We start from the raw sequence: 17,886 nt of genomic DNA, 5'->3' as shown, positions 1-17,886 counted from the left end.
GTCAGGGCAACCGACGACTACTTCAGGCCGATCCCGGCGTAGTCGTACATGTTCTGACTGTCGCTCACGTACACGTTGGCCAGGGTGTCCGGGCGGTACAGCAGGCCCTTGGCCCAGATGCCCGGCAGGACGGCGGCCTGCTCCATGACCTTCTTGTCGACGTCGACCCAGAGCTTCTCGCGCTCGGCCTTGTCGGTGGTCTTCAGGGCCTGGTCGATCAGCTGGTCGACCTCGGGGATCCGGACGCCCAGGTTGGTGTTACCACCGGTGGGCCGGATGACCCGGCTGTCGACGATCTGGCTCAGGAAGCCGAAACCGTCCGGCCAGTCAGCACCCCAGCTGTAGACGATCATGCCGAGGTTGTTGGCCTTCGCGTAGTCCGGCTTGCCGGCGTACAGCTTGGTGTAGTCGCCGGTCGGGTAGCCCTTCGGGGTCAGCTTGATGCCGACCTTGGCCAGCGACTGCTGCAGCGACTCCGCAACCGCCTTCTCCTTCGGGCGGTCGGCCCGGTAGGCGATGTTGGTGCTGAAGCCGGACGGCATGCCACACGCCTGCAGCGACGCCTTGGCCTTGTCCGGGTTGCCGTTCTTGTCCTGCTCGAAGCCGTAGTCGTCGAACTTCTGCGAACCGGTGACCAGCGGCGGCATCAGGTTCGTCGCGATGTCACCACCGACCGGACCGCCGTACGCACGCTGGTAACCCTCGTGGTCGGCGGCGTACAGGATCGCCTTGCGGCAGTCGACGTTGTCCAGCGGCTTGACCTCGCTGTTGAGCACGGTGAAGTTCAGCCGCGGCGCGGGCACGTTGTCCGCGTGGGCCTTGAGCTGCGGGTTCGCGAGGATCTTGGCCTGGGTCTCCGCCTGCACACCGGTGCCGGCGATGTCGACGTCGAGGTCACCGGCCTGCAGCCGGTTGTCGATGTCGGCGCCGTTCACGTTGTACGTGACGGTGATCTTGTCCGGCAGCGCCTTGCGGCCCGAGTTCGGGTCGGTCTTCGGGTCGTACTGGTCGTTGCGGACCAGGGTCAGGCCCTTGTTGGGGTCGTTGCTCTCGAACTTGTACGGGCCGGTCGAGATCGGGTGCAGCTTGTACTTCGCGCCGGTGTCCTTGGCCTGCGGCACCGGAGCGGTGGCCGGCAGCTGGGCGAAGTAGTCGAAGCCGGCGAACGGCTTGTTCAGGTGGAAGACGATGGTGTTGGCGTCCGGCGTCTCGATCGCCTTGGCGATCCCGGCCATCGTCGGGTCCTTGTAGACGCTGTAGTTCTTCGGCACGTCCAGCAGGAAGTCGTTGAAGTACGTCGGCCCGTTCGGCAGCGTGGTCTTGTCCAGGGAGCGGGCGACGGCGTACTTGACGTCCTTGGACGTCACCTCCGTGCCGTCCTCGAACTTGACGCCCTTGCGGATCTTGTAGGTCCAGGTCTTGGCGTCGTCGCTCGGCACACCGGCCGCCTCGGCCAGGTCCGGAACGACCTCCGCACCCGCCGCGCCCGGAGCCGACTTGAAGACCATCAGCGGACGGACGTAGTTGCGGACCAGGTTCCAGGACAGGCCGTAGTAGGTGTCACCCGGGTCCTGGGAGTCCCAGTTCTGGGTGATCGCCATCCGCAGCGTGCCACCCTTCTTGTCGCTCGGGTTGTAGATCCCGGTGACGGCCGCGTTGTACTGCGGCGTCGTCGAGTTACCACCGCTGCCAGACCCGCTGGAGCTCTTGTTGTTGTTGCCCCCGCAAGCCACCAGGCTCAACGCGACGGCCGCACTGACGGCGGTTACCGTCGTGATGCGATTCCATCTCATCTCTTGTTGCACCCCTTTTTTCGTGAGAGCCAGGCTCCCTGGTTGGAGAGAAGTCCTATCGCGTCCGCGGGTCGAGAGCATCGCGCAAGCCGTCGCCGAACAGATTGAAGGCCAGCACCGTGATGAAGATGGCCAGGCCGGGCGGGACCATGTAGAGCGGGTCGACCTGGTACCAGTTCGCGGCGATCGACAGCATGTCGCCCCAGCTGGCTGTCGGCGGCCGGACACCCACGCCCAGGTACGACAGAGCGGCCTCGAAGAGCACGTTGGTCGGGATCAGCAGCGTCGCGTACACCAGGATCGGGGCGATCAGGTTCGGCAGCAGCTCGGTGAACAGGATGTACGGACGCCGGGCGCCGAGACTCCGGGCCGCGTCGACGAACTCCCGCTCGCGCAGCGACAGCGTCTGGCCGCGGATGATCCGGCCGATATAGGGCCAGCTGAAGAAACCGATGATGAACACGATCAGCGCCACCCGCAGGTTGTCACCGCTCAGTCCGAGCAGCGAGTCCGGCAGCGCACCGACCAGCGCCAAGGCGAACAGCACCAGTGGGAAGGCCAGGAAGATGTCCATCAGGCGGCTGATCAGCGTGTCCACCACGCCGCCGAAGTAGCCGGCCACGACGCCTGCCACGGTGCCGATCACGACCGACAGCAGCGTGGCCAGGAACGCGATCAGCAGCGAGATCCGGGCGCCGTACACGATCCGGGCGAAGATGTCGCGGCCGTTGACCGGCTCGACCCCGAACGGGTGGTCCCAGCTGATCCCGTTCAGCCCCCCGATCGGCGTCTGCAGCGACGGGTCGACCAGATCCTGGTGGAAGTCGTTCGGCGTCACGCCGACGAGCTTGCAGAGCAGCGGCGCGAAGATCGCGACCAGGATCAGGAACACCACGAAGGCACCGCCGGCCATGGCGACCTTGTCACGCTTCAGCCGCATCCACGAGATCTGCCAGAGCGACCGGCCCTCGATCCTGCCGGCACCCGCTGCGACCGCCTCAGGCTGTGCTGCTTCTGATCCGGGCTCGACATCGAGTGGCACTGTCACGCGAAGGTACCCCTGCCTCGGTCGGTTGAACCAGAACGAAATCCGGTATGGCTGCGGCCTTAACCTGCCGCCATTACAGCCCGGAGTCAAACGCGGAAAGTGCTGCGTTGCCCGATCGTGATCGTCAGGAAATCGTCCCGTATCGTGGACAATCGGCAGTAAACCACGCTGACGCACCCACGGTCGCCGAGGCCTCGCGAACCGTTACTGTCATGGCATCTTTGTGTCATTTCCGCAGGACGGAGAGATAGAGGTACGACAGCGGGTCCATCGCCGCCGAAACGTTCTCCAGATCCTTGCCCGCGACCACGGTCAGCCGGCCCTGCCAGGTCGGGATCACCGGGGCCTCCCGGGCGAGCACGCCCTGTAACTGCCCGACCAGATCGTCGCGCTCCAGGCCGTTCTGCTCGGTGGTCTCCTGCTGCAGCAACTTCGACGCCGCGGCCGAGCGGTAGCCGTTCTGGAACGCTCCGTCGGTGGCGACGAACTGCGCGAGGTAGTCGTCGGCGTCCGGGTACTGCGGGATCCAGCCCGAGTGGAACAGGTCGTACGCCCCGGCCCGGGTCAGCTGCTGATACTGCGGCCACTCCGCGCTCCGCAAGGTGACCCGGAACAGCCCCGACGCCTCGAGCTGCCGCTTGAGCTCGATCACCTCGGCCTTCGCGCCCGTGCCGTACTGCGTCGGCGTCCAGCCGACCGTCAACGGCACCGGCACGGTGATGCCCGCGTCCTTCAGGATCGCCGTGGCGGCCGCCTTGCTCGGCTGCTTGTACTCCGTCCTGAACGCGTCGACCTGCCCGCCGAACCCGGGCGGCACCACGGAGTACAGCGGCGTGACGTGGTCGCCGTACGCCTTCTTGGCGATCGCCGGACGGTCGATCAGCTGCGCGATCGCACGTCGTACGGCCGGCTGGCGCGCGATCAGGGACTTCATCTGGAAGGCGAAGAACCGCGTGTCCGCGTAGTCGCTGTCGATCACCTGGACCTGATCCGACTTGCGCAGCTTGTCCAACAGGCTCGGGCCGAAGCCGTGGAAGGCCAGGTCGGCCTTGCCGGTGGTGATCGCCTGGTAGAGCGCGGTGGAGTCCTTCAGCAGGCTGATCTCGACCCCGTCGTTCTGCGCGCCGCGCGGACCGTGGTACCCGGCGAACTTCGCCAGCGTGATCTCCTCGCCGGGCTTGTACGCCGTCACCTGGTACGGGCCGCTGCCGATCGCCTTGGTGTCGAGCAGCTTGTTCGCCGGGTAGGACTCCTCGTCCACGATCGACGCGGCGGTCGTGGTCAGCAGGTACGGCAGCCGGGCGTCCGGGCTCTTCAGGTTGAACACCGCGGTCAGGTCGTCCGGCGTACTCACCGACTTCACCGAGGTGAACAGGCCGGCCGCGCCACCCGGCGTCTTCAGCCGCAGCATCCGGTCGAAGCTGAACTTCACGTCCGAGGACGTCAGCTCGTGCCCGTTCGGGAAGGTCAGGTGCTCCTTCAGGCTGCACGTGTACGTCGTCGGCGAATCGTACTGGCAGTCCGCGGCATCCGGCACCGGAGTCGGCTTGCCCGGCATGATCGTCAGCAGGGTCTGGTACAGATTCGCCTGCACCGTCCGCGAGCCCACGTCGTACGGACCGGCCGGATCGAGCGACGTGATCGCGTCCGTGGTCGCGAGCCGAAGCACCATCAGCTTCGGCGTCGTCTCACCCTGGTGCGGCGCGTTGTCGTCCGGCTCACCGCACGCGGCCAGGGACACGCCCAGCGCGCCCACCGCCGCGGCCGCCGACACCCGGCGCACCCACTCGATCACGATCTCACCCTTCCCCAGCCCGTTCCCCGAACAACAACGCCCCCGAGGGCACCAAGTGACGGTAACTCGTCAATGGAGCAGAGCGCGCAGGGACTCCGGGGTGAGGGGCTCGAGGGAGCCGACGACGAGGCGGCGTGGCGCCTCCGGGATCGACACCCATTGCGGTACGGCGACGACGTACGCGCCGGCCGCCGTCCCCGCCTGGGTGCCGGTGACCGAGTCCTCGATCACCACACACTGCGCCGGGTCCACGCCGAGCTTCGCCGCGGCGGTCAGGTACGGCTCCGGGTGCGGCTTGCCGAGGGTTACCTCGTCGCCGGCGACGATCACGTCGAACGGCTCCGGGGGCAGGTGGCCGAGGACCGCGTCGATCATCGTCCGGTAGGACGCCGAGACGAGCGCGCACGGGACTTCTTCCTTGCGAAGCGCCCGCAGGAGCTCGACCGCACCCGGCTGGAAGGTCACCTCCCTGCGGAGCGACTCGATCACCTCGGAGAACATCCGGTCGGCCAGCTCGTCAGCGGTGATCACCCCCGCGGGGATCCGCGACATCCACACCTGCACCGCGTCCCGCAGGTCACTGCCGATCAGCCCGACACAGTCCTCGACCGTCCAGGTCGCGCCCAGTTCGGCCAGCAGTCGCAGCTGGACCTCCGCCCAGACCTTCTCGGAGTCGACCAACGTCCCGTCCATGTCCCACAGCACCGCTTGCAGGGGTGGCAACTCCAGCTCCTCCGTCAGTCTCCGGCGATCACGTCTCTCCTAGTTTCCCGTGTCGCCCCAGGTCAGGACATGCCGGGGCCGTCCGACACGTTCCGCTGGGCGTGAAACCGGGCACACCCGGCCGCCTGAGCACGTAGGCTGGCAGTCCGGTTTCCGGCGACCCCGCCGGATGGCTACAGAGACGACAGGGGGCCTGCGAGTGGTTGACCTCGCGAACCTGAGGGACCCGGTCGTGATCGCCGCGTTCGAAGGCTGGAACGACGCGGCCGAGGCGGCCACCGGAGCGGTCGACCACCTCATCGACGAGTGGGACGCGGAGCTCGTCACCGCGATCGACCCCGAGGACTACTACGACTTCCAGGTGAACCGGCCCCAGGTCGGCTTCGACGAGGACGGCGTGCGACGGTTGTCGTGGCCGACCACGCGGCTCTACCTGGCCCGGCCCGAGGACACCGACCGGGACGTGCTGCTGATCCGCGGCATCGAGCCGAACATGCGCTGGCGCGGCTTCTGCCAGGAGCTGCTCGAGGTCGTCGACGAGTCCAACGCGCAGCTCGTCGTCGTCCTCGGCGCCCTGCTCGCGGACTCGCCGCACACCCGCCCGATCCCGGTCTCGGCCAGCTCGTCGGACCCGGAGCTGACCACGTCCTGGAGCCTGGAGGCGTCGACGTACGAGGGCCCGACCGGCATCACCGGCGTCTTCGCCGACCTCTGCAGCACCCTCGGCATACCGTCGGTCTCGATCTGGTCGGCGATCCCCCACTACATCGCCGGCACCCCGTGCCCGAAGGCGTCCCTGGCCCTGCTCGGCAAGGTCGAGGCGCTGCTGGACCTGCAGATTCCCGAAGGCGACCTCCCGGAGCTGGCCCGCGCGTGGCAGCGCGGCGCCGACGAGCTCAGCGAGGAGGACCCGGAGGTGGCCGAGTACGTCCAGTCCCTCGAGGAGCAACGCGACACGACCGACCTCCCCGAGGCCACCGGCGAAGCAATAGCCGCCGAATTCGAACGCTACCTACGCCGCCGCAACAAAAACCACCCGAGCGACTAGGACCCGGAGCTACAGTTCCCGGGCGGCGGTGGTGATGACGTCGTCGAGGACGGCGCGGGAGGTGGCGAGGTCGGCGATCATGCGGTCGATGCGGTCACGTTCGGCGGTCAACGAGGTGACGAGCTCCGGGGTGGCGCGCTCGTTGGGGCCGCCGTCGGGGTCGCGCATGCACGGGAGCAGCTCGGCGATCTTCTTGCTGTGTAGGCCGGCGGCGAACAGCTCCTGGATCAGGATCACCCGGTCGATCGCGCGTTCGGCGTACTCGCGCTGTCCACCAGGAGACCGCTCCGACACCAGGAGCCCGTGCTGCTCGTAGTACCGGAGCGACCGCTCGCTCACGCCCGTTCGCCGGGCCAGTTCCCCGATCCGCATCGCCGATCCTCCCGCGGGACTTGAACTTGACACTGATGTCAGATTTTACCCTCCAGGCATGACGCTCTTCGACTACAGCCCCATCACCGAACGCCCCCGGCTCACGTGGCCCGACGGCAAGCGAGTCGCCTTCTATGTCGGCCTCAACCTCGAGCACTTCGTCCCCGACCAGCCGTCGACGAGCATCTGGCCCCTCGACGTCAAGCCCGACCCCCTCAACCACGGCTGGCGTGACTACGGCGCCCGGGTCGGCATCTGGCGCATCATCGACATCCTCGACCGGCACGGCCTCCGGGCCAGCGCTCTGGTGAACTCGATGGTTGCCGAGCACAACCCACAGATCATCAAGGCCGGCGTGGAACGCGACTGGGCCTGGCTCGCCCACGGCCAGACCAACTCGACCCTGCACACCGGCTACGAACCGGACGAGGAACGCAGGGTCCTCACCGACATCACCGACACCATCGAGACGGCCGCCGGCAAACACCCCAAGGGCTGGATGGGTCCGGCCCTGACCGAGACCCACAACACTCCCCAACTGCTGTCCGAGCTCGGCTACAGCTACGTGCTCGACTGGACCAACGACGACCAGCCCTACCGGCTGAACGTCCCCGGCATGCTCAGCGTCCCGTACACGCTCGAGCTCAACGACCTCGGCCTGTTCCTGCGCGGCCTCACCGGCCCCGACTTCCTCCAGATGGTCAAGGACCAGTACGACGTACTCCGCGCGGAGTCCGAGCACAGCGGCCGGGTGATGGCGCTGGCCCTGCACCCGTTCGTGATCGGGCAGCCGTTCCGGGCGAAGTATCTGGACCTCGCGCTGGAGTACATCGCCGCGCAGCCCGACGTCTGGCTGACCACGAGCGACGACATCGCCGATCACTACCTGACGACGTAACCACTACGGGGTGTGGGGCGTTGTTACTTGCGGGTCTATTCTCGTCCGGGACCACACCACGGGGAGCCGGTACATGTGCGACGAGCGAGGCGGGAGCTCGATCCCTGCCCTGGCTGTGCTCGCCCTGCTCGGCATCGTCGCCGTCGTCGGAGTGCTCGGCGGCAAGCAGCACGAGGACGTCGACCTCACCACGCTCACGGCGTCGACGACCGCGACCACCATCACCACCGCGCCACTCGACACCCAGCCGTTCGCCGGCACCGACGGACTGGTCGTCCACCCGCGGACGGAGACCGCGCTCTACAGCGCGCCCGACGCGGATGCGTTCGCCAAGGTCGCGCCGAGTCAGTTCGGCCCGACCTGGCTGCCTGTGGTCGAGCAGTCCGACGGCTGGGTGCGGGTGCTGCTCCCGTCCAAGCCGAACCGCTCGACCGGCTGGCTTCAGGACACAGACCTCGACCACGCGTCGTCGCCGTACCTGATCCGGGTCCACACCGGCTCGCGCACCCTCGACCTGTTCCTGAACGGCAAGAGCCTCGGGGAGTGGAAGGCCGGGGTCGGCGCGAAGAAGACGCCGACGCCACCCGGACGGACCTTCCTGCTCGGTTCGATCATCGACAACAAGCGGTCGGCGTCGCCGATCGTGCTGCCCTTGGGTGCACACAGTCCCACGTTGGACACGTTCGGTGGCGGTCCTGGTACGGTCGCGATCCACGGCTGGCCCCGTCCGGACGTGTTCGGGGCCGCCATCAGCGCCGGTTGCTGACCTCGGCCTGCCGCTGCCGCAGCTGAGCACGGCTGATCTTCCGGTCAAGAACCTGCCCGACCTCTGCAACCTGCTGCTCACGCCGCCGAGCTCGCTCCTCGAGATCGACTCCCTGAACGTCTGGTGCTCGGGCGATCAGGGCGGCTTCGATATCGGCGCGTTGAGCCTGCTCGGCCAGAAGGTCGCGCTGCCGTCCACGAAGCAGGGCGCGACGATCCCGGCCGCCCCGCTGGCCACGATCAAGGTCAACGAGCAGGTCAAGCACTCGGACGGCTCGTTCACGATCAGCGGACTGAGCATCGACCTGGGCGGTGGCACTGAGGTCATCAGCCTGGCCTCGGCGACCTGCGCGCAGCCGGCCCCGAAGCCCGAGCCCACGCCGAAGCCGACCAACCCGCAGAACCCGGCGCCCCCGGTCGACCACCCGCCGGCCGCGCCGGTGCCGACGCCGATCAAGACCCACCAGCCGGTAACCGGCTAGCTAGAGCTTCACTCCGAGGAGCGCGTCGACGGCCTGGGCGACCAGGACGGGCGCCTCCGGGTCGTCGCCGTTGGCGGACGCCCAGGTGTCGACCGCCGACAGCGCGGCCACCGTGTCGAGGTCGTTGGTGAGCGCCGCGCGTACGGCGTCGACCGCCGCGGCACCGTCCGGACCCGAACCCCGGCCGATCGCGCCACGCCAGACGTCGAGACGCGCCTGCGCGTCGAGCAGATCGGACGGCATCCAGAACCAGTCCGTGCGGTAGTGGTGCGCGAGCAACGCCAGCCGGATCGCCATCGGATCGGCACCGGCCAGGCGTTCCTTCGACACCAGCACGAGATTGCCCTTGGACTTGGACATCTTCTCGCCGTCCAGGCCGACCATCGCCTGGTGCACGTAGGCCCGCGCGAACGGGTACTTCCCGGTCGCCACCTGCGCGCCGCTCGCCGACATCTCGTGGTGCGGGAAGATAAGGTCCGACCCACCGCCCTGGACGTCGAACGTCATCCCGAGATGCTCGAGCGCGATCGCCGAACACTCGACGTGCCAGCCCGGACGACCACGGCCGACCGCCGAGTCCCAGGCCGGCTCACCCGGCCGCTCGTGCCGCCACAGCAGGCTGTCCAGCGGGTCCCGCTTACCTTCGCGATCGGGGTCCCCGCCACGTTCGGCGAACAGTTCCCGCATCGTCTCGCGGTCGTAGCCGGAGACACTGCCGAACGCCGGATCCGCCTTGACTGCGAAGTACAGGTCGCCGTCGACCGAGTAGACCGCGCCGGCCCGCTGCAGGTCCTCGACCGCGTTCGCCACCAGGTCGATCGACTCCACGACACCGACGTAGTGCTGCGGCGGGATGACCCGCAACGCGGTCATGTCGTCTCGGAAGAGCTGGATCTCCTGGTACGCCAGGTCGGTCCAGTCGACACCGGTCTCGGCCGCGCGCTCGAGCAGCGGGTCGTCGACATCGGTGATGTTCTGCGTGTAGTGGACGTCGTACCCGGCGTCTCGCCAGAGCCGGTTGACCAGGTCGAACGTCAGGTACGTCGCCGCATGGCCCATGTGGGTGGCGTCGTACGGTGTGATGCCGCACACGTACATCCGAGCGGTCGCGCTGTCGACCGCCGGCACCTCGACCAGCCCGCCCGAGGCGGTGTCGTAAAGGCGCAGCCGCCGGGCCGGGCCCGGCACGACCGGGATGTCTGGTTTCGTCCACGCCTGCATGTGTCGGAGCTTATGCCAGTCCGGTTTTCAACGAAGCGACACGTTCCACTCCCCGGTCGAATCCAGGTCAGAACGCGGGCCAGGGAATGGCGGGCCAATCGTCGCTGGGCAACGGATAGACACCCGTCTTGAGCAGGGTCGCGCAGCGCTCGCGGGTGGCGGTCAACTCGACCGCGGTGATCAGCTCGCACAGCTGCTGACCGAGTCCACCGGCCAGCTGATCGGCCAACCGGCGTACGTCGTCCAGCAGGTCGGCCGGGATCGGGTCGCCGGCCCAGCCCCACAGGACCGTCCGCAGCTTGTCGTCGGCGTTGAACGTGACGCCGTGGTCGACGCCGTACACCCGGCCGTCGCCCGGGTTCAGCACGTGGCCGCCCTTGCGGTCGGCATTGTTGACCACGGCATCGAATACCGCCATCCGCCGCAACGCCTCGTTGTCCGCGTGCACCAGCGTCACCGGGTTGTGCCGCCCGTCGAGCGCGTCGAGTACGCCGAGCCAGCCGGCCGGCACCCGCCCCTGCGGGACGATGTCGACCAGCTCGGTCTCCCCCGGCCCGAGCTCGGCCTCGTCGATCCACAGCTGCACCATGCCCTCGCCAAGCGGGCCGTCCCGGAGCAGCGTGGGCGGCACGACCGACCACCCGAGCGCCTCGGACACGACGTACGCCGCGAACTCGCGCTGAGCCAGCGTGCCGTCGGGGAAGTCCCACAACGGCCGCTCCCCCTGCACGGGCTTGTAGACCACGGTCGCGGTCTCGCCGTCGAGGCTCACCGATCCCTGGAAGGTGCCGTTCGACGCGGCCACGAGCCGGCCGTGCAGGGACAGCTCCCCCTGGGCGAGCAGGTCCGGATCGCTCATTCCGGCAGGTGCCTGCGGTAGCCGTTGGCACGTGGACAGATATGCCCCTCGGGGTCGATCGGCCGGCCGCAGAACGGGCAGCTCGGGCGACCGGACGCGACCAGGGCGACCGCCCGCCGGGCGAACGCGCGGGCCTGCTCCTCGGTGATCCGGACGACGAACACCTCGGCGTCCTCGGACTCCATCGCGGCCGTGATCGGGTCGGTCTCCTCCAGGTCGGCCTGCTCGCCCGTGACGACCGCGAACACCTCGATCACCACCCGCTCGGCGTCGGCCTCCCAGGCCAGCGTCATGGTGCCGGCCCGGAACTCCTCCTCGATCGGCTGCTCCAGCGGGTCCGTGTCGTCGATCGTGGTCGGCGTGGCCGGGTCCCGGTCGAACCGCCGGGCCACCTCGTCCAGCATCACGTCGAGCCGCTCCGCGAGCGCCATCACCTGTTCCTTCTCACAGGCCACCGAGGTCAACCGGACGCCGGCCCGCGCCTGCAGGAAGAACGTCCTCGCACCGGGTTCCCCCACGGTGCCGGCGACGAACCGATCCGGGTCGTCGTAGGAATGCACAACTCGCGCCATGTCTAGACCCTATTACCGTCCGCCGACCACCGCGTCCGAGGACTGCTTCTTGGTCCGTCCCTTGGCCGGGGGTTTGGGGATCAGGGACTTCAGTTCGCTGCCGGAGTCGTTCAGCCGGACCAGGAACGGGCGGGTCGGGGTGTACGTGATGATCGTGGTCGACGCGGTGTCCACCACGATCCGCTGGAAGGTGTCCAGGTGCTGACCCAGCGCGTCCGCGACGATCGCCTTGATCACATCGCCGTGTGACACGGCCACCCAGATCGCACCGTCGCCGTGGCTTTTCGCCAGCGCCGCGTCATGCGCCCGTACGGCGTCGACGGCACGCTGCTGCATGGCCCGCATCGACTCCCCGTTCGGGAACGTCACCGCGGACGGGTGCTGCTGGACGACCGCCCACAACGGATCCTTCGCCAGGGTGCCGATCTTCTGCCCGGTCCAGTCGCCGTACCCGCACTCGGTCAGCCGCCGATCCGTTGCCGGACGCAACCCTTCGTGGTGTTTCGCGATCGCCGCCGCGGTCTGCTTGCAGCGCTCCAGCGGTGAGGTGACGATCGCCGCCAGCGGCAGCTCGGCCAGCCGCTGCGCGACCGCCTCCGCCTGCTTGACGCCGGTCTCGTCCAGCTTCACACCCGGCGTGCGGCCGGCCAGTGTGCCGGATGTGTTCGCGGCGCTGCGGCCGTGCCGGACCAGAATCACCGTGGGCATGACCTGCACGCTATCCGGTCCGGTCAAGCGACGGTGCCATGATGGTGGCGTGATCGTGGACTGCGGCGTGTACGCCGAGGGCGAACGGCAGGACCTGCCCAGGGACCCCGAGACCGTTGCCCAGGCCATCGACGACAACGGCGAGTGCTTCGGCTGGGTCGGCCTGCACGATCCGTCGGACGCCGAGATGCGCCGCGTCCAGGGCCTGTTCGACCTGCACGAGCTCGCCGTCGAGGACGCCCTCAAGGCCCACCAGCGGCCCAAGATCGAGCGGTTCGGCGAGGCGATCGTCGTCGTCCTGCGCACCCTCTGGTACGTCGACGAGGGTGACGCCGTGGAGACCGGCCAGCTCAGCGTCTTCATCGGTCCGCGGTACGTCGTGACCGTCCGGCACGGCGAGGGCGGTGAGCTGGCCACGGCCCGGCACCAGCTGGAGGAGCGTGGCTCCCTGCTCGGCCACGGTCCGGCCGCCGTCCTGTGGGCGATCTGCGACTCGGTCGTGGACGACTACGAGACCGTCGCGGAGTCGGTCGAGCTCGACGTCGACGAGATCGAGAGCTCGGTGTTCTCCCCCGAGCGCACCAGCGACGCCGAGCGGATCTACAAGCTCAAGCGCGAGGTGCTCGAGATGCGCCGCGCGGTCCAGCCGCTGCGCGATCCGATGGAACAGTTCGCCCACGGCATGCCCGGGATCAACCCGAAGGCCGCGCCGTACTTCCGCGACGTCGTCGACCACCTCAACCGCGTCTCCGACCAGACCGAGTCCATCGACACGCTGCTCAGTTCGGCCCTGAACGCCCACCTGGCCAGGGTTTCGGTGCAGCAGAACGACGACATGCGCCGGATCTCGGCCTGGGTCGCCATCGCCGCGGTGCCGACCATGGTGGCCGGCATCTACGGGATGAACTTCGACAACATGCCCGAGCTGCGCTGGCACTTCGGGTACTACGCCGTCCTCCTGCTGCTGGCCGTCACCTGCACCACCATGTACCGGTTCTTCCGCAAGGTCGGCTGGCTCTAGGTCGCCGTGATCGTGCTGGTGGCCAGCAGGATGACGAGCACGATGCCGAGCAGGAGGCGGTAGAAGGCGAACACCTCGATCGTGTGGTTGACGAGGAACCGCAGCAGCCAGGCGATCGACACATAGGCGACGATGAAGCTGACCACGGTCCCGACCAGCAGCGGGACGGCACCGACGTCGCCGTTCAGGGCGTCCTTCAGCTCGTACGCACCGGCCCCGACCAGGGCCGGAATGCCGAGCAGGAAGGAGACCCTGGCCGCGGCCACCCGTTCCAGGCCGCGGAACAGGCCGGCCGAGATCGTCGCGCCCGACCGCGAGATGCCCGGGATCAGCGCCAGGCACTGGACCAGGCCCATCACGAGGGCGTCGACGAAGTTGAGCTTCTCCAGCGGCCTGCTCTTGGTGCCGAGGCGCTCGGCGGCAACCATCACGAACGACCAGCCGATCAGTGCCGCGGCCACCCACCACAGGCTGCGCAGCGGACCGGAGATGACGTCTCGCGCGAGGAACCCGACGATGACGATCGGCACCGAGCCGACGATCACGTACCAGCCCATCCGGTGGTCGAACTCACCGCGGTGCTCGGGTTTGACCAGGCCGCGCACCCAGGCGACGGCGATCCGCCGGATGTCCTTCCAGAAGAACAGGACGACCGCCGCGATCGCGCCGACCTGGATCACCGCGGTGAAGCCGGTGATCGCCGGGTCGTCGATCTGCAGGCCGAGCATCTTCGACACGATGGTCAGGTGGCCGGTGCTGGACACCGGCAGGAATTCGGTCAGGCCCTCGACGATGCCGAGGATGATGGCGTCCCAGATCGTCATCAGTGACCGACTCCGGCGAGGTCGAGGGCCTCGGCGACCGTGCGCAGGTCGGCGATCCGCTGGTCGACGGTGGACGCGAACGGCGTGATCGCGACGGTCGTCGCCCCGGCCTCGGCGTACGCGGTGAGCTTGTCGGCCATCCGCTCCTTGCCGCCCAGCAGGGAGATCGAGTCGATGAATCCTTCCGGTACGGCGGCCATCGCCTCGCGGTGCTTCTTGTCCAGGTAGAGGTCCTGGATCTCCTTGGCCTCGTCGGCGTAGCCCATCCGGACCGCGAGCGCGTTGTAGAAGTTCTTCTCCCGGCTGCCCATGCCGCCGATGTACAGCGCGGCGTACCCCCGGATCGGGTCGGCCGCGGCGTGCAGGTCGTCGCCGGTCATCACCGGTACGGACGCGACGACGTCGAAACCGTCGAGTCCGAGTTGGCGGGTCTCGCGGCCCGTCTTGACGTGGTTCAACTGCTCTCCCAGATAGGCGGGGTCGTTGAGGATGCCGAGCCAGCCGTCGGCGATCTCGCCGGCCAGCTCGAGGTTCTTCGGGCCGACCGCGGCCAGGTAGATCGGCACGTGGTCGCGGATCGGCCGGACGGTCAGCTTCAGTGCCTTGCCGGGTCCGTCGGGCAGCGGCAGCGTGAAGTACTTGCCCTCGTACGCGACGGTCTCGCGGCGGAGAGCGGAGTTCACGATCGCAACGTACTCACGTGTCCTGAGCAACGGCTGAGAGAACCGGACGCCGTGCCAGCCCTCCGACACCTGCGGTCCGGACACGCCGAGACCGAGCCGGAACCGGCCGTTCGACAGCCGGTCCAGGGTGGCCGCGGTCATCGCGGTCATCGCCGGGGTCCGGGCCGGGATCTGGAAGACCGCCGCGCCGACGTCGATCGTGGTGGTCTGGGCGGCGATCCAGCTGAGCAGCGTGGCGGCGTCGGAGCCGTACGCCTCCGCCGCCCAGGTGACCGAGAATCCGAGTCGCTCGGCCTCGCGCACCAGCCGCAGATGATCCAGATGGTCGTCGCCGCCGAAGACGAAGCCGATGTTGAGTCCGAGTCGCATGACTGGCGAGCCTAGCGAGCCGTTGTCGGTGGCCCGCAATAGGCTCGGGTCATGCAGCAGCGCTATCTCGGTCACAGTGGACTGGCGGTGAGCAGGCTCGGCCTGGGCACCATGTCCTGGGGCCGCGACACCGACGAGCACGAGGCGCGCGAGCAGCTCGCCGCGTTCGTCGCCGCCGGCGGCACGCTGATCGACACCGCGGCGGCGTACGGCGACGGCGACAGCGAGCGCCTGATCGGGTCGCTGCTCGGCGACGTGGTGGACCGCGACGACCTGGTGATCGCGACCAAGGCCGGGTTCAGCGTCCGCCGCGGCGAGCGGATCACCGACACCTCGCGGGGTGCCCTGCTGCGTGACCTCGAGGCGTCGCTGCGACGGCTGAACGTCGACCACATCGACCTGTGGCAGCTGCACACCTGGTCGGACGACGTACCGCTGGAGGAGACGCTGTCCGCGCTCGACCATGCGGTGAACTCGGGCAAGGTCCGGTATGTCGGCGTGTCGAACTACGCCGGCTGGAAGTCGGCCCGGGCGGTCACCTGGCAGCAGGCCTGGCCCGGCCGCGCGGTGCCGGTGTCCAACCAGGTCGAGTACTCACTGCTGGCCCGCGACGCCGAGGCGGACGCGATCCGCGCGGCCGGCGGGCTCGGGATCGGGGTGCTGGCCTGGTCGCCGCTTGGCCGCGGCGTGTTGACTGGAAAGTACCGAACGGGCATCCCGGCGGACTCCCGGGCGGCGTCTCAGCATCTGTCCAGATTCGTCGACCCCTATCTCGACGGCCGCGGTTCGGGCATCGTGGAAGCGGTCGCCCGAGCCGCCGACGGGCTCGGCTGGACCCCGCTCGAGGTGGCGCTCACCTGGGTGCGGGACCGGCCGGGCGTGTCGGCGGCGATCGTCGGGGCCCGGACGGCGATGCAGCTCAAGTCGGTCCTGGGCGTGGAGGAGCTCACTCTCCCGCCCGCGATCGTCGCTGCGCTGGAGGATGTGTCGTAGGACGTAGGTGGAGGTGCGGATGGCCGAATACGAGTTGCAGCAGTTCGAGGTGTCCAGGACGGAATCGCGTGGCGCGGTCCGTCGCTTGCTGACTGAGCACGCGGAGTACGGCGGCTGGGAGCTGGCCCGGCTGAGACGCTACCCCGACGGCACCCGGCGGGTCTGGCTCCGCCGCCGCATCATCCGGGTCATGCGGACCCTCTGAGCAACGCTGTCACCAGCTCCCGGCGACTGCCGACGCCGACCTTGTCGTACGCCGCTCGCACATGTTCCTGCACGGTGTGCGGCGACAAGCACAACCGCTCGACGATCTGCCGTGTGGAGAACCCCTGCAACAGCAACTCCGTCACGCGCTGCTGAGCCGGTGTCAACCCATGCACATCCAGCAGGAACGACCCCAGCTGCGCGGGGGTGACCGGCTCGATCACCACCGCGGTCCGCTCGCCACCACCTCGAAGTGTCGAGGCGTGCAGGGCCAGCCAGCGGCCCGCGTTCGTCCGCACCTTGACCGCCGGCGCGGCCGGCAGTTCCTGCACTCGCATCAGCTGAGCGGCCACCGCTCGCACCGCGACGGGGAGCTCGCTGCGACGATCCGGATCCAGCTCGGCCAACCAGTGCTCGGCCTCCGCACTGATCGACTCCACCCGCAGATCCGCATCCAGCACGACCACCCCCGGCCCGACGTCCGCGGTCTCCATCGACCCCGTGCGAAGGCCTCGTCGCAGTCCCTCGGCCAGGTGTGGTGTCAGGCGCCGTACGAGTTGCAACTCCTGCTCCGAGAAGCCGGCGTCCGCGTCTTCGCGGTGCAGGCAGATGACGCCCCAGCAGCGGCCGTTCGACACCAGCGCGGCCCGGAGCTCGTCACCGAGACCGAGTGGCCGCATCACCTCGGCGTACCGAGCGCTGCTGGCCCAGTCGCCCTTCGTCGCGTGCGCGAGTGAGCTGACCGGATCGCGGGCCGCGGCGAGCGTGGCGAACTTGTTCACATCCGCCTGGCCGAACTCGTTCGCGAGGAACTGCTCGGTCACCGCACCGAGCGGTTCGTCCACACTCACCGCCGTGAACAGCACCGTGGCCGGATCGACCGTCGCGAAGAACGCCGCGTCGATGGTCAGCAGGCCCTTCAGCCGGCGCAGCGTCTCGGACCGCAGCTCATCGGCGTCCAGCCCCGCGTAACAGCGCTGAATCAGCACGTCCAGGCGATCCGCCGCCCCCATGATCGTGATGCTACGCCGGCACGACGCCGAGCTGCCTGAGGAAACCGAGGTCGTCCAGGCGGCCCCAGCGCTCGACGATCCGGCCGTCGCGGAGCCGGAAGATGTTGATCCCGGGCAGGCTGACGGTCTTCCCAGTCGGCGCGATGCCCATCACCTCGCCCTCCTGGGTCCCGCCGGCGGTGAACCGCTCGACGACGATGTCGCCCTCGGCAACGAGTGCGTGCAGCTCGCTGTGCCAGTCGGGGAACGCGGCCCGCATCATCGCGCCGGCCGCCCGCATCCCCTCGCCGTCCGGCGTGACTCCGAACGGCGGATCGTGGTTGATGAAGTCCTCGGCGAGGTACGTGTCGACCGCGCTCGGGTCCCCGTTGGTGAACAGTCCGTCGATGAAGTCCCTGACGACGGCTTTGTTGCTGTCTGTCGTGTTCATGGCATCGATGCTCCGACGGCCCGGTTCCCCGCCGTACCCCCACTAGTTGGGGTTTCGTGCTGAAA

At 68.6% G+C, this 17,886-nt stretch carries 20 protein-coding genes; 7 read left to right on the top strand and 13 right to left on the bottom strand.

Annotation, left to right across the window (positions count from 1 at the left end):
* Positions 1 to 17: 17 nt before the first annotated feature.
* The 4 genes from OG876_RS33100 to OG876_RS33085 form a co-directional block, all read right to left on the bottom strand.
* On the bottom strand, positions 18 to 1,793 hold the full coding sequence (locus OG876_RS33100; protein WP_328520610.1) for an ABC transporter substrate-binding protein: 1,776 nt from the start codon (positions 1,791 to 1,793) through the stop codon (positions 18 to 20).
* Positions 1,794 to 1,848: 55 nt separating this feature from the next.
* Entirely contained in the window at positions 1,849 to 2,841 is a 993-nt protein-coding gene (locus OG876_RS33095) for an ABC transporter permease (RefSeq protein ID WP_328520609.1), read from the bottom strand.
* A gap of 226 nt (positions 2,842 to 3,067) precedes the next feature.
* Entirely contained in the window at positions 3,068 to 4,636 is a 1,569-nt protein-coding gene (locus OG876_RS33090; RefSeq protein ID WP_328520608.1) for an ABC transporter substrate-binding protein, read from the bottom strand.
* Between the two features lie 69 nt (positions 4,637 to 4,705).
* Positions 4,706 to 5,359 carry an HAD family hydrolase gene (locus OG876_RS33085; protein ID WP_328520607.1) on the bottom strand — a complete coding sequence of 218 codons (654 nt, stop codon included), beginning with the start codon at positions 5,357 to 5,359 and terminating at the stop codon, positions 4,706 to 4,708.
* Between the two features lie 199 nt (positions 5,360 to 5,558).
* Between OG876_RS33085 and OG876_RS33080 the strand changes: the two genes are divergently transcribed.
* Complete coding sequence (locus tag OG876_RS33080) at positions 5,559 to 6,407, top strand: PAC2 family protein (protein ID WP_328520606.1); 849 nt, start codon at positions 5,559 to 5,561, stop codon at positions 6,405 to 6,407.
* 9 nt (positions 6,408 to 6,416) lie between these two features.
* Here OG876_RS33080 and OG876_RS33075 read toward each other — a convergent pair whose 3' ends face one another.
* Positions 6,417 to 6,779, bottom strand: coding sequence for a MerR family transcriptional regulator (locus tag OG876_RS33075; RefSeq protein ID WP_328520605.1), 363 nt, complete (start codon positions 6,777 to 6,779; stop codon positions 6,417 to 6,419).
* Positions 6,780 to 6,837: 58 nt separating this feature from the next.
* On the opposite strand from OG876_RS33075, the gene OG876_RS33070 reads away from it, so the two are divergent.
* The 3 genes from OG876_RS33070 (at position 6,838) to OG876_RS33060 (ending at position 8,924) form a co-directional block, all read left to right on the top strand.
* Positions 6,838 to 7,677 carry a polysaccharide deacetylase family protein gene (locus tag OG876_RS33070; RefSeq protein WP_328520604.1) on the top strand — a complete coding sequence of 280 codons (840 nt, stop codon included), beginning with the start codon at positions 6,838 to 6,840 and terminating at the stop codon, positions 7,675 to 7,677.
* A gap of 73 nt (positions 7,678 to 7,750) precedes the next feature.
* Positions 7,751 to 8,443 (top strand): L,D-transpeptidase, encoded by a 693-nt coding sequence (locus tag OG876_RS33065; RefSeq protein WP_328520603.1) that lies wholly within the window; start codon positions 7,751 to 7,753, stop codon positions 8,441 to 8,443.
* Positions 8,364 to 8,924 (top strand): hypothetical protein, encoded by a 561-nt coding sequence (locus tag OG876_RS33060; protein ID WP_328520602.1) that lies wholly within the window; start codon positions 8,364 to 8,366, stop codon positions 8,922 to 8,924. Before OG876_RS33065 ends, OG876_RS33060 begins: the two co-directional genes overlap by 80 nt.
* Here OG876_RS33060 and mshC read toward each other — a convergent pair whose 3' ends face one another.
* From mshC to OG876_RS33040, 4 genes are all read right to left on the bottom strand, one after another.
* Positions 8,925 to 10,145 carry a cysteine--1-D-myo-inosityl 2-amino-2-deoxy-alpha-D-glucopyranoside ligase gene (gene mshC, locus OG876_RS33055; RefSeq protein ID WP_328520601.1) on the bottom strand — a complete coding sequence of 407 codons (1,221 nt, stop codon included), beginning with the start codon at positions 10,143 to 10,145 and terminating at the stop codon, positions 8,925 to 8,927.
* Between the two features lie 67 nt (positions 10,146 to 10,212).
* Positions 10,213 to 11,004: an SCO1664 family protein gene (locus tag OG876_RS33050; RefSeq protein ID WP_328520600.1), complete on the bottom strand. Its 792-nt coding sequence runs from the start codon at positions 11,002 to 11,004 to the stop codon at positions 10,213 to 10,215.
* A complete protein-coding gene (locus OG876_RS33045) occupies positions 11,001 to 11,576 on the bottom strand; it encodes a DUF3090 domain-containing protein (RefSeq protein ID WP_328520599.1) in 576 nt (191 codons plus the stop codon). The genes OG876_RS33050 and OG876_RS33045 overlap by 4 nt, the downstream gene beginning before the upstream one ends.
* Positions 11,577 to 11,588: 12 nt before the next feature.
* Entirely contained in the window at positions 11,589 to 12,284 is a 696-nt protein-coding gene (locus OG876_RS33040) for a histidine phosphatase family protein (RefSeq protein ID WP_328520598.1), read from the bottom strand.
* 49 nt (positions 12,285 to 12,333) lie between these two features.
* On the opposite strand from OG876_RS33040, the gene OG876_RS33035 reads away from it, so the two are divergent.
* Positions 12,334 to 13,305 (top strand): magnesium and cobalt transport protein CorA, encoded by a 972-nt coding sequence (locus tag OG876_RS33035; protein WP_328520597.1) that lies wholly within the window; start codon positions 12,334 to 12,336, stop codon positions 13,303 to 13,305.
* On the opposite strand, the gene OG876_RS33030 is transcribed toward OG876_RS33035, so the two are convergent.
* Both OG876_RS33030 and OG876_RS33025 read right to left on the bottom strand, forming a co-directional pair.
* Positions 13,302 to 14,129 (bottom strand): undecaprenyl-diphosphate phosphatase, encoded by an 828-nt coding sequence (locus tag OG876_RS33030; protein WP_328520596.1) that lies wholly within the window; start codon positions 14,127 to 14,129, stop codon positions 13,302 to 13,304. The two genes, OG876_RS33035 and OG876_RS33030, sit on opposite strands and share 4 nt — an antisense overlap.
* A complete protein-coding gene (locus OG876_RS33025; RefSeq protein ID WP_328520595.1) occupies positions 14,129 to 15,181 on the bottom strand; it encodes an LLM class F420-dependent oxidoreductase in 1,053 nt (350 codons plus the stop codon). The genes OG876_RS33030 and OG876_RS33025 overlap by 1 nt, the downstream gene beginning before the upstream one ends.
* A 51-nt stretch (positions 15,182 to 15,232) precedes the next feature.
* On the opposite strand from OG876_RS33025, the gene OG876_RS33020 reads away from it, so the two are divergent.
* Positions 15,233 to 16,174 (top strand): aldo/keto reductase, encoded by a 942-nt coding sequence (locus tag OG876_RS33020; protein WP_328520594.1) that lies wholly within the window; start codon positions 15,233 to 15,235, stop codon positions 16,172 to 16,174.
* A gap of 19 nt (positions 16,175 to 16,193) precedes the next feature.
* The gene (locus OG876_RS33015; RefSeq protein WP_130448421.1) at positions 16,194 to 16,379 is read left to right on the top strand and encodes a DUF5703 family protein; all 186 of its coding nucleotides are present in this window, start codon (positions 16,194 to 16,196) and stop codon (positions 16,377 to 16,379) included.
* Here the strand turns inward: OG876_RS33015 and OG876_RS33010 are convergent.
* Both OG876_RS33010 and OG876_RS33005 read right to left on the bottom strand, forming a co-directional pair.
* Positions 16,363 to 17,391: a LuxR C-terminal-related transcriptional regulator gene (locus OG876_RS33010; RefSeq protein ID WP_328520593.1), complete on the bottom strand. Its 1,029-nt coding sequence runs from the start codon at positions 17,389 to 17,391 to the stop codon at positions 16,363 to 16,365. The two genes, OG876_RS33015 and OG876_RS33010, sit on opposite strands and share 17 nt — an antisense overlap.
* A 10-nt stretch (positions 17,392 to 17,401) precedes the next feature.
* On the bottom strand, positions 17,402 to 17,821 hold the full coding sequence (locus OG876_RS33005) for an ester cyclase (protein ID WP_328520592.1): 420 nt from the start codon (positions 17,819 to 17,821) through the stop codon (positions 17,402 to 17,404).
* Positions 17,822 to 17,886: the final 65 nt, after the last annotated feature.

Origin of the sequence: Kribbella sp. NBC_00359 (genome assembly GCF_036097425.1) — a bacterium.
Classification (GTDB): domain Bacteria; phylum Actinomycetota; class Actinomycetes; order Propionibacteriales; family Kribbellaceae; genus Kribbella.
This window is presented reverse-complemented; position numbering and strand designations above follow the sequence as displayed.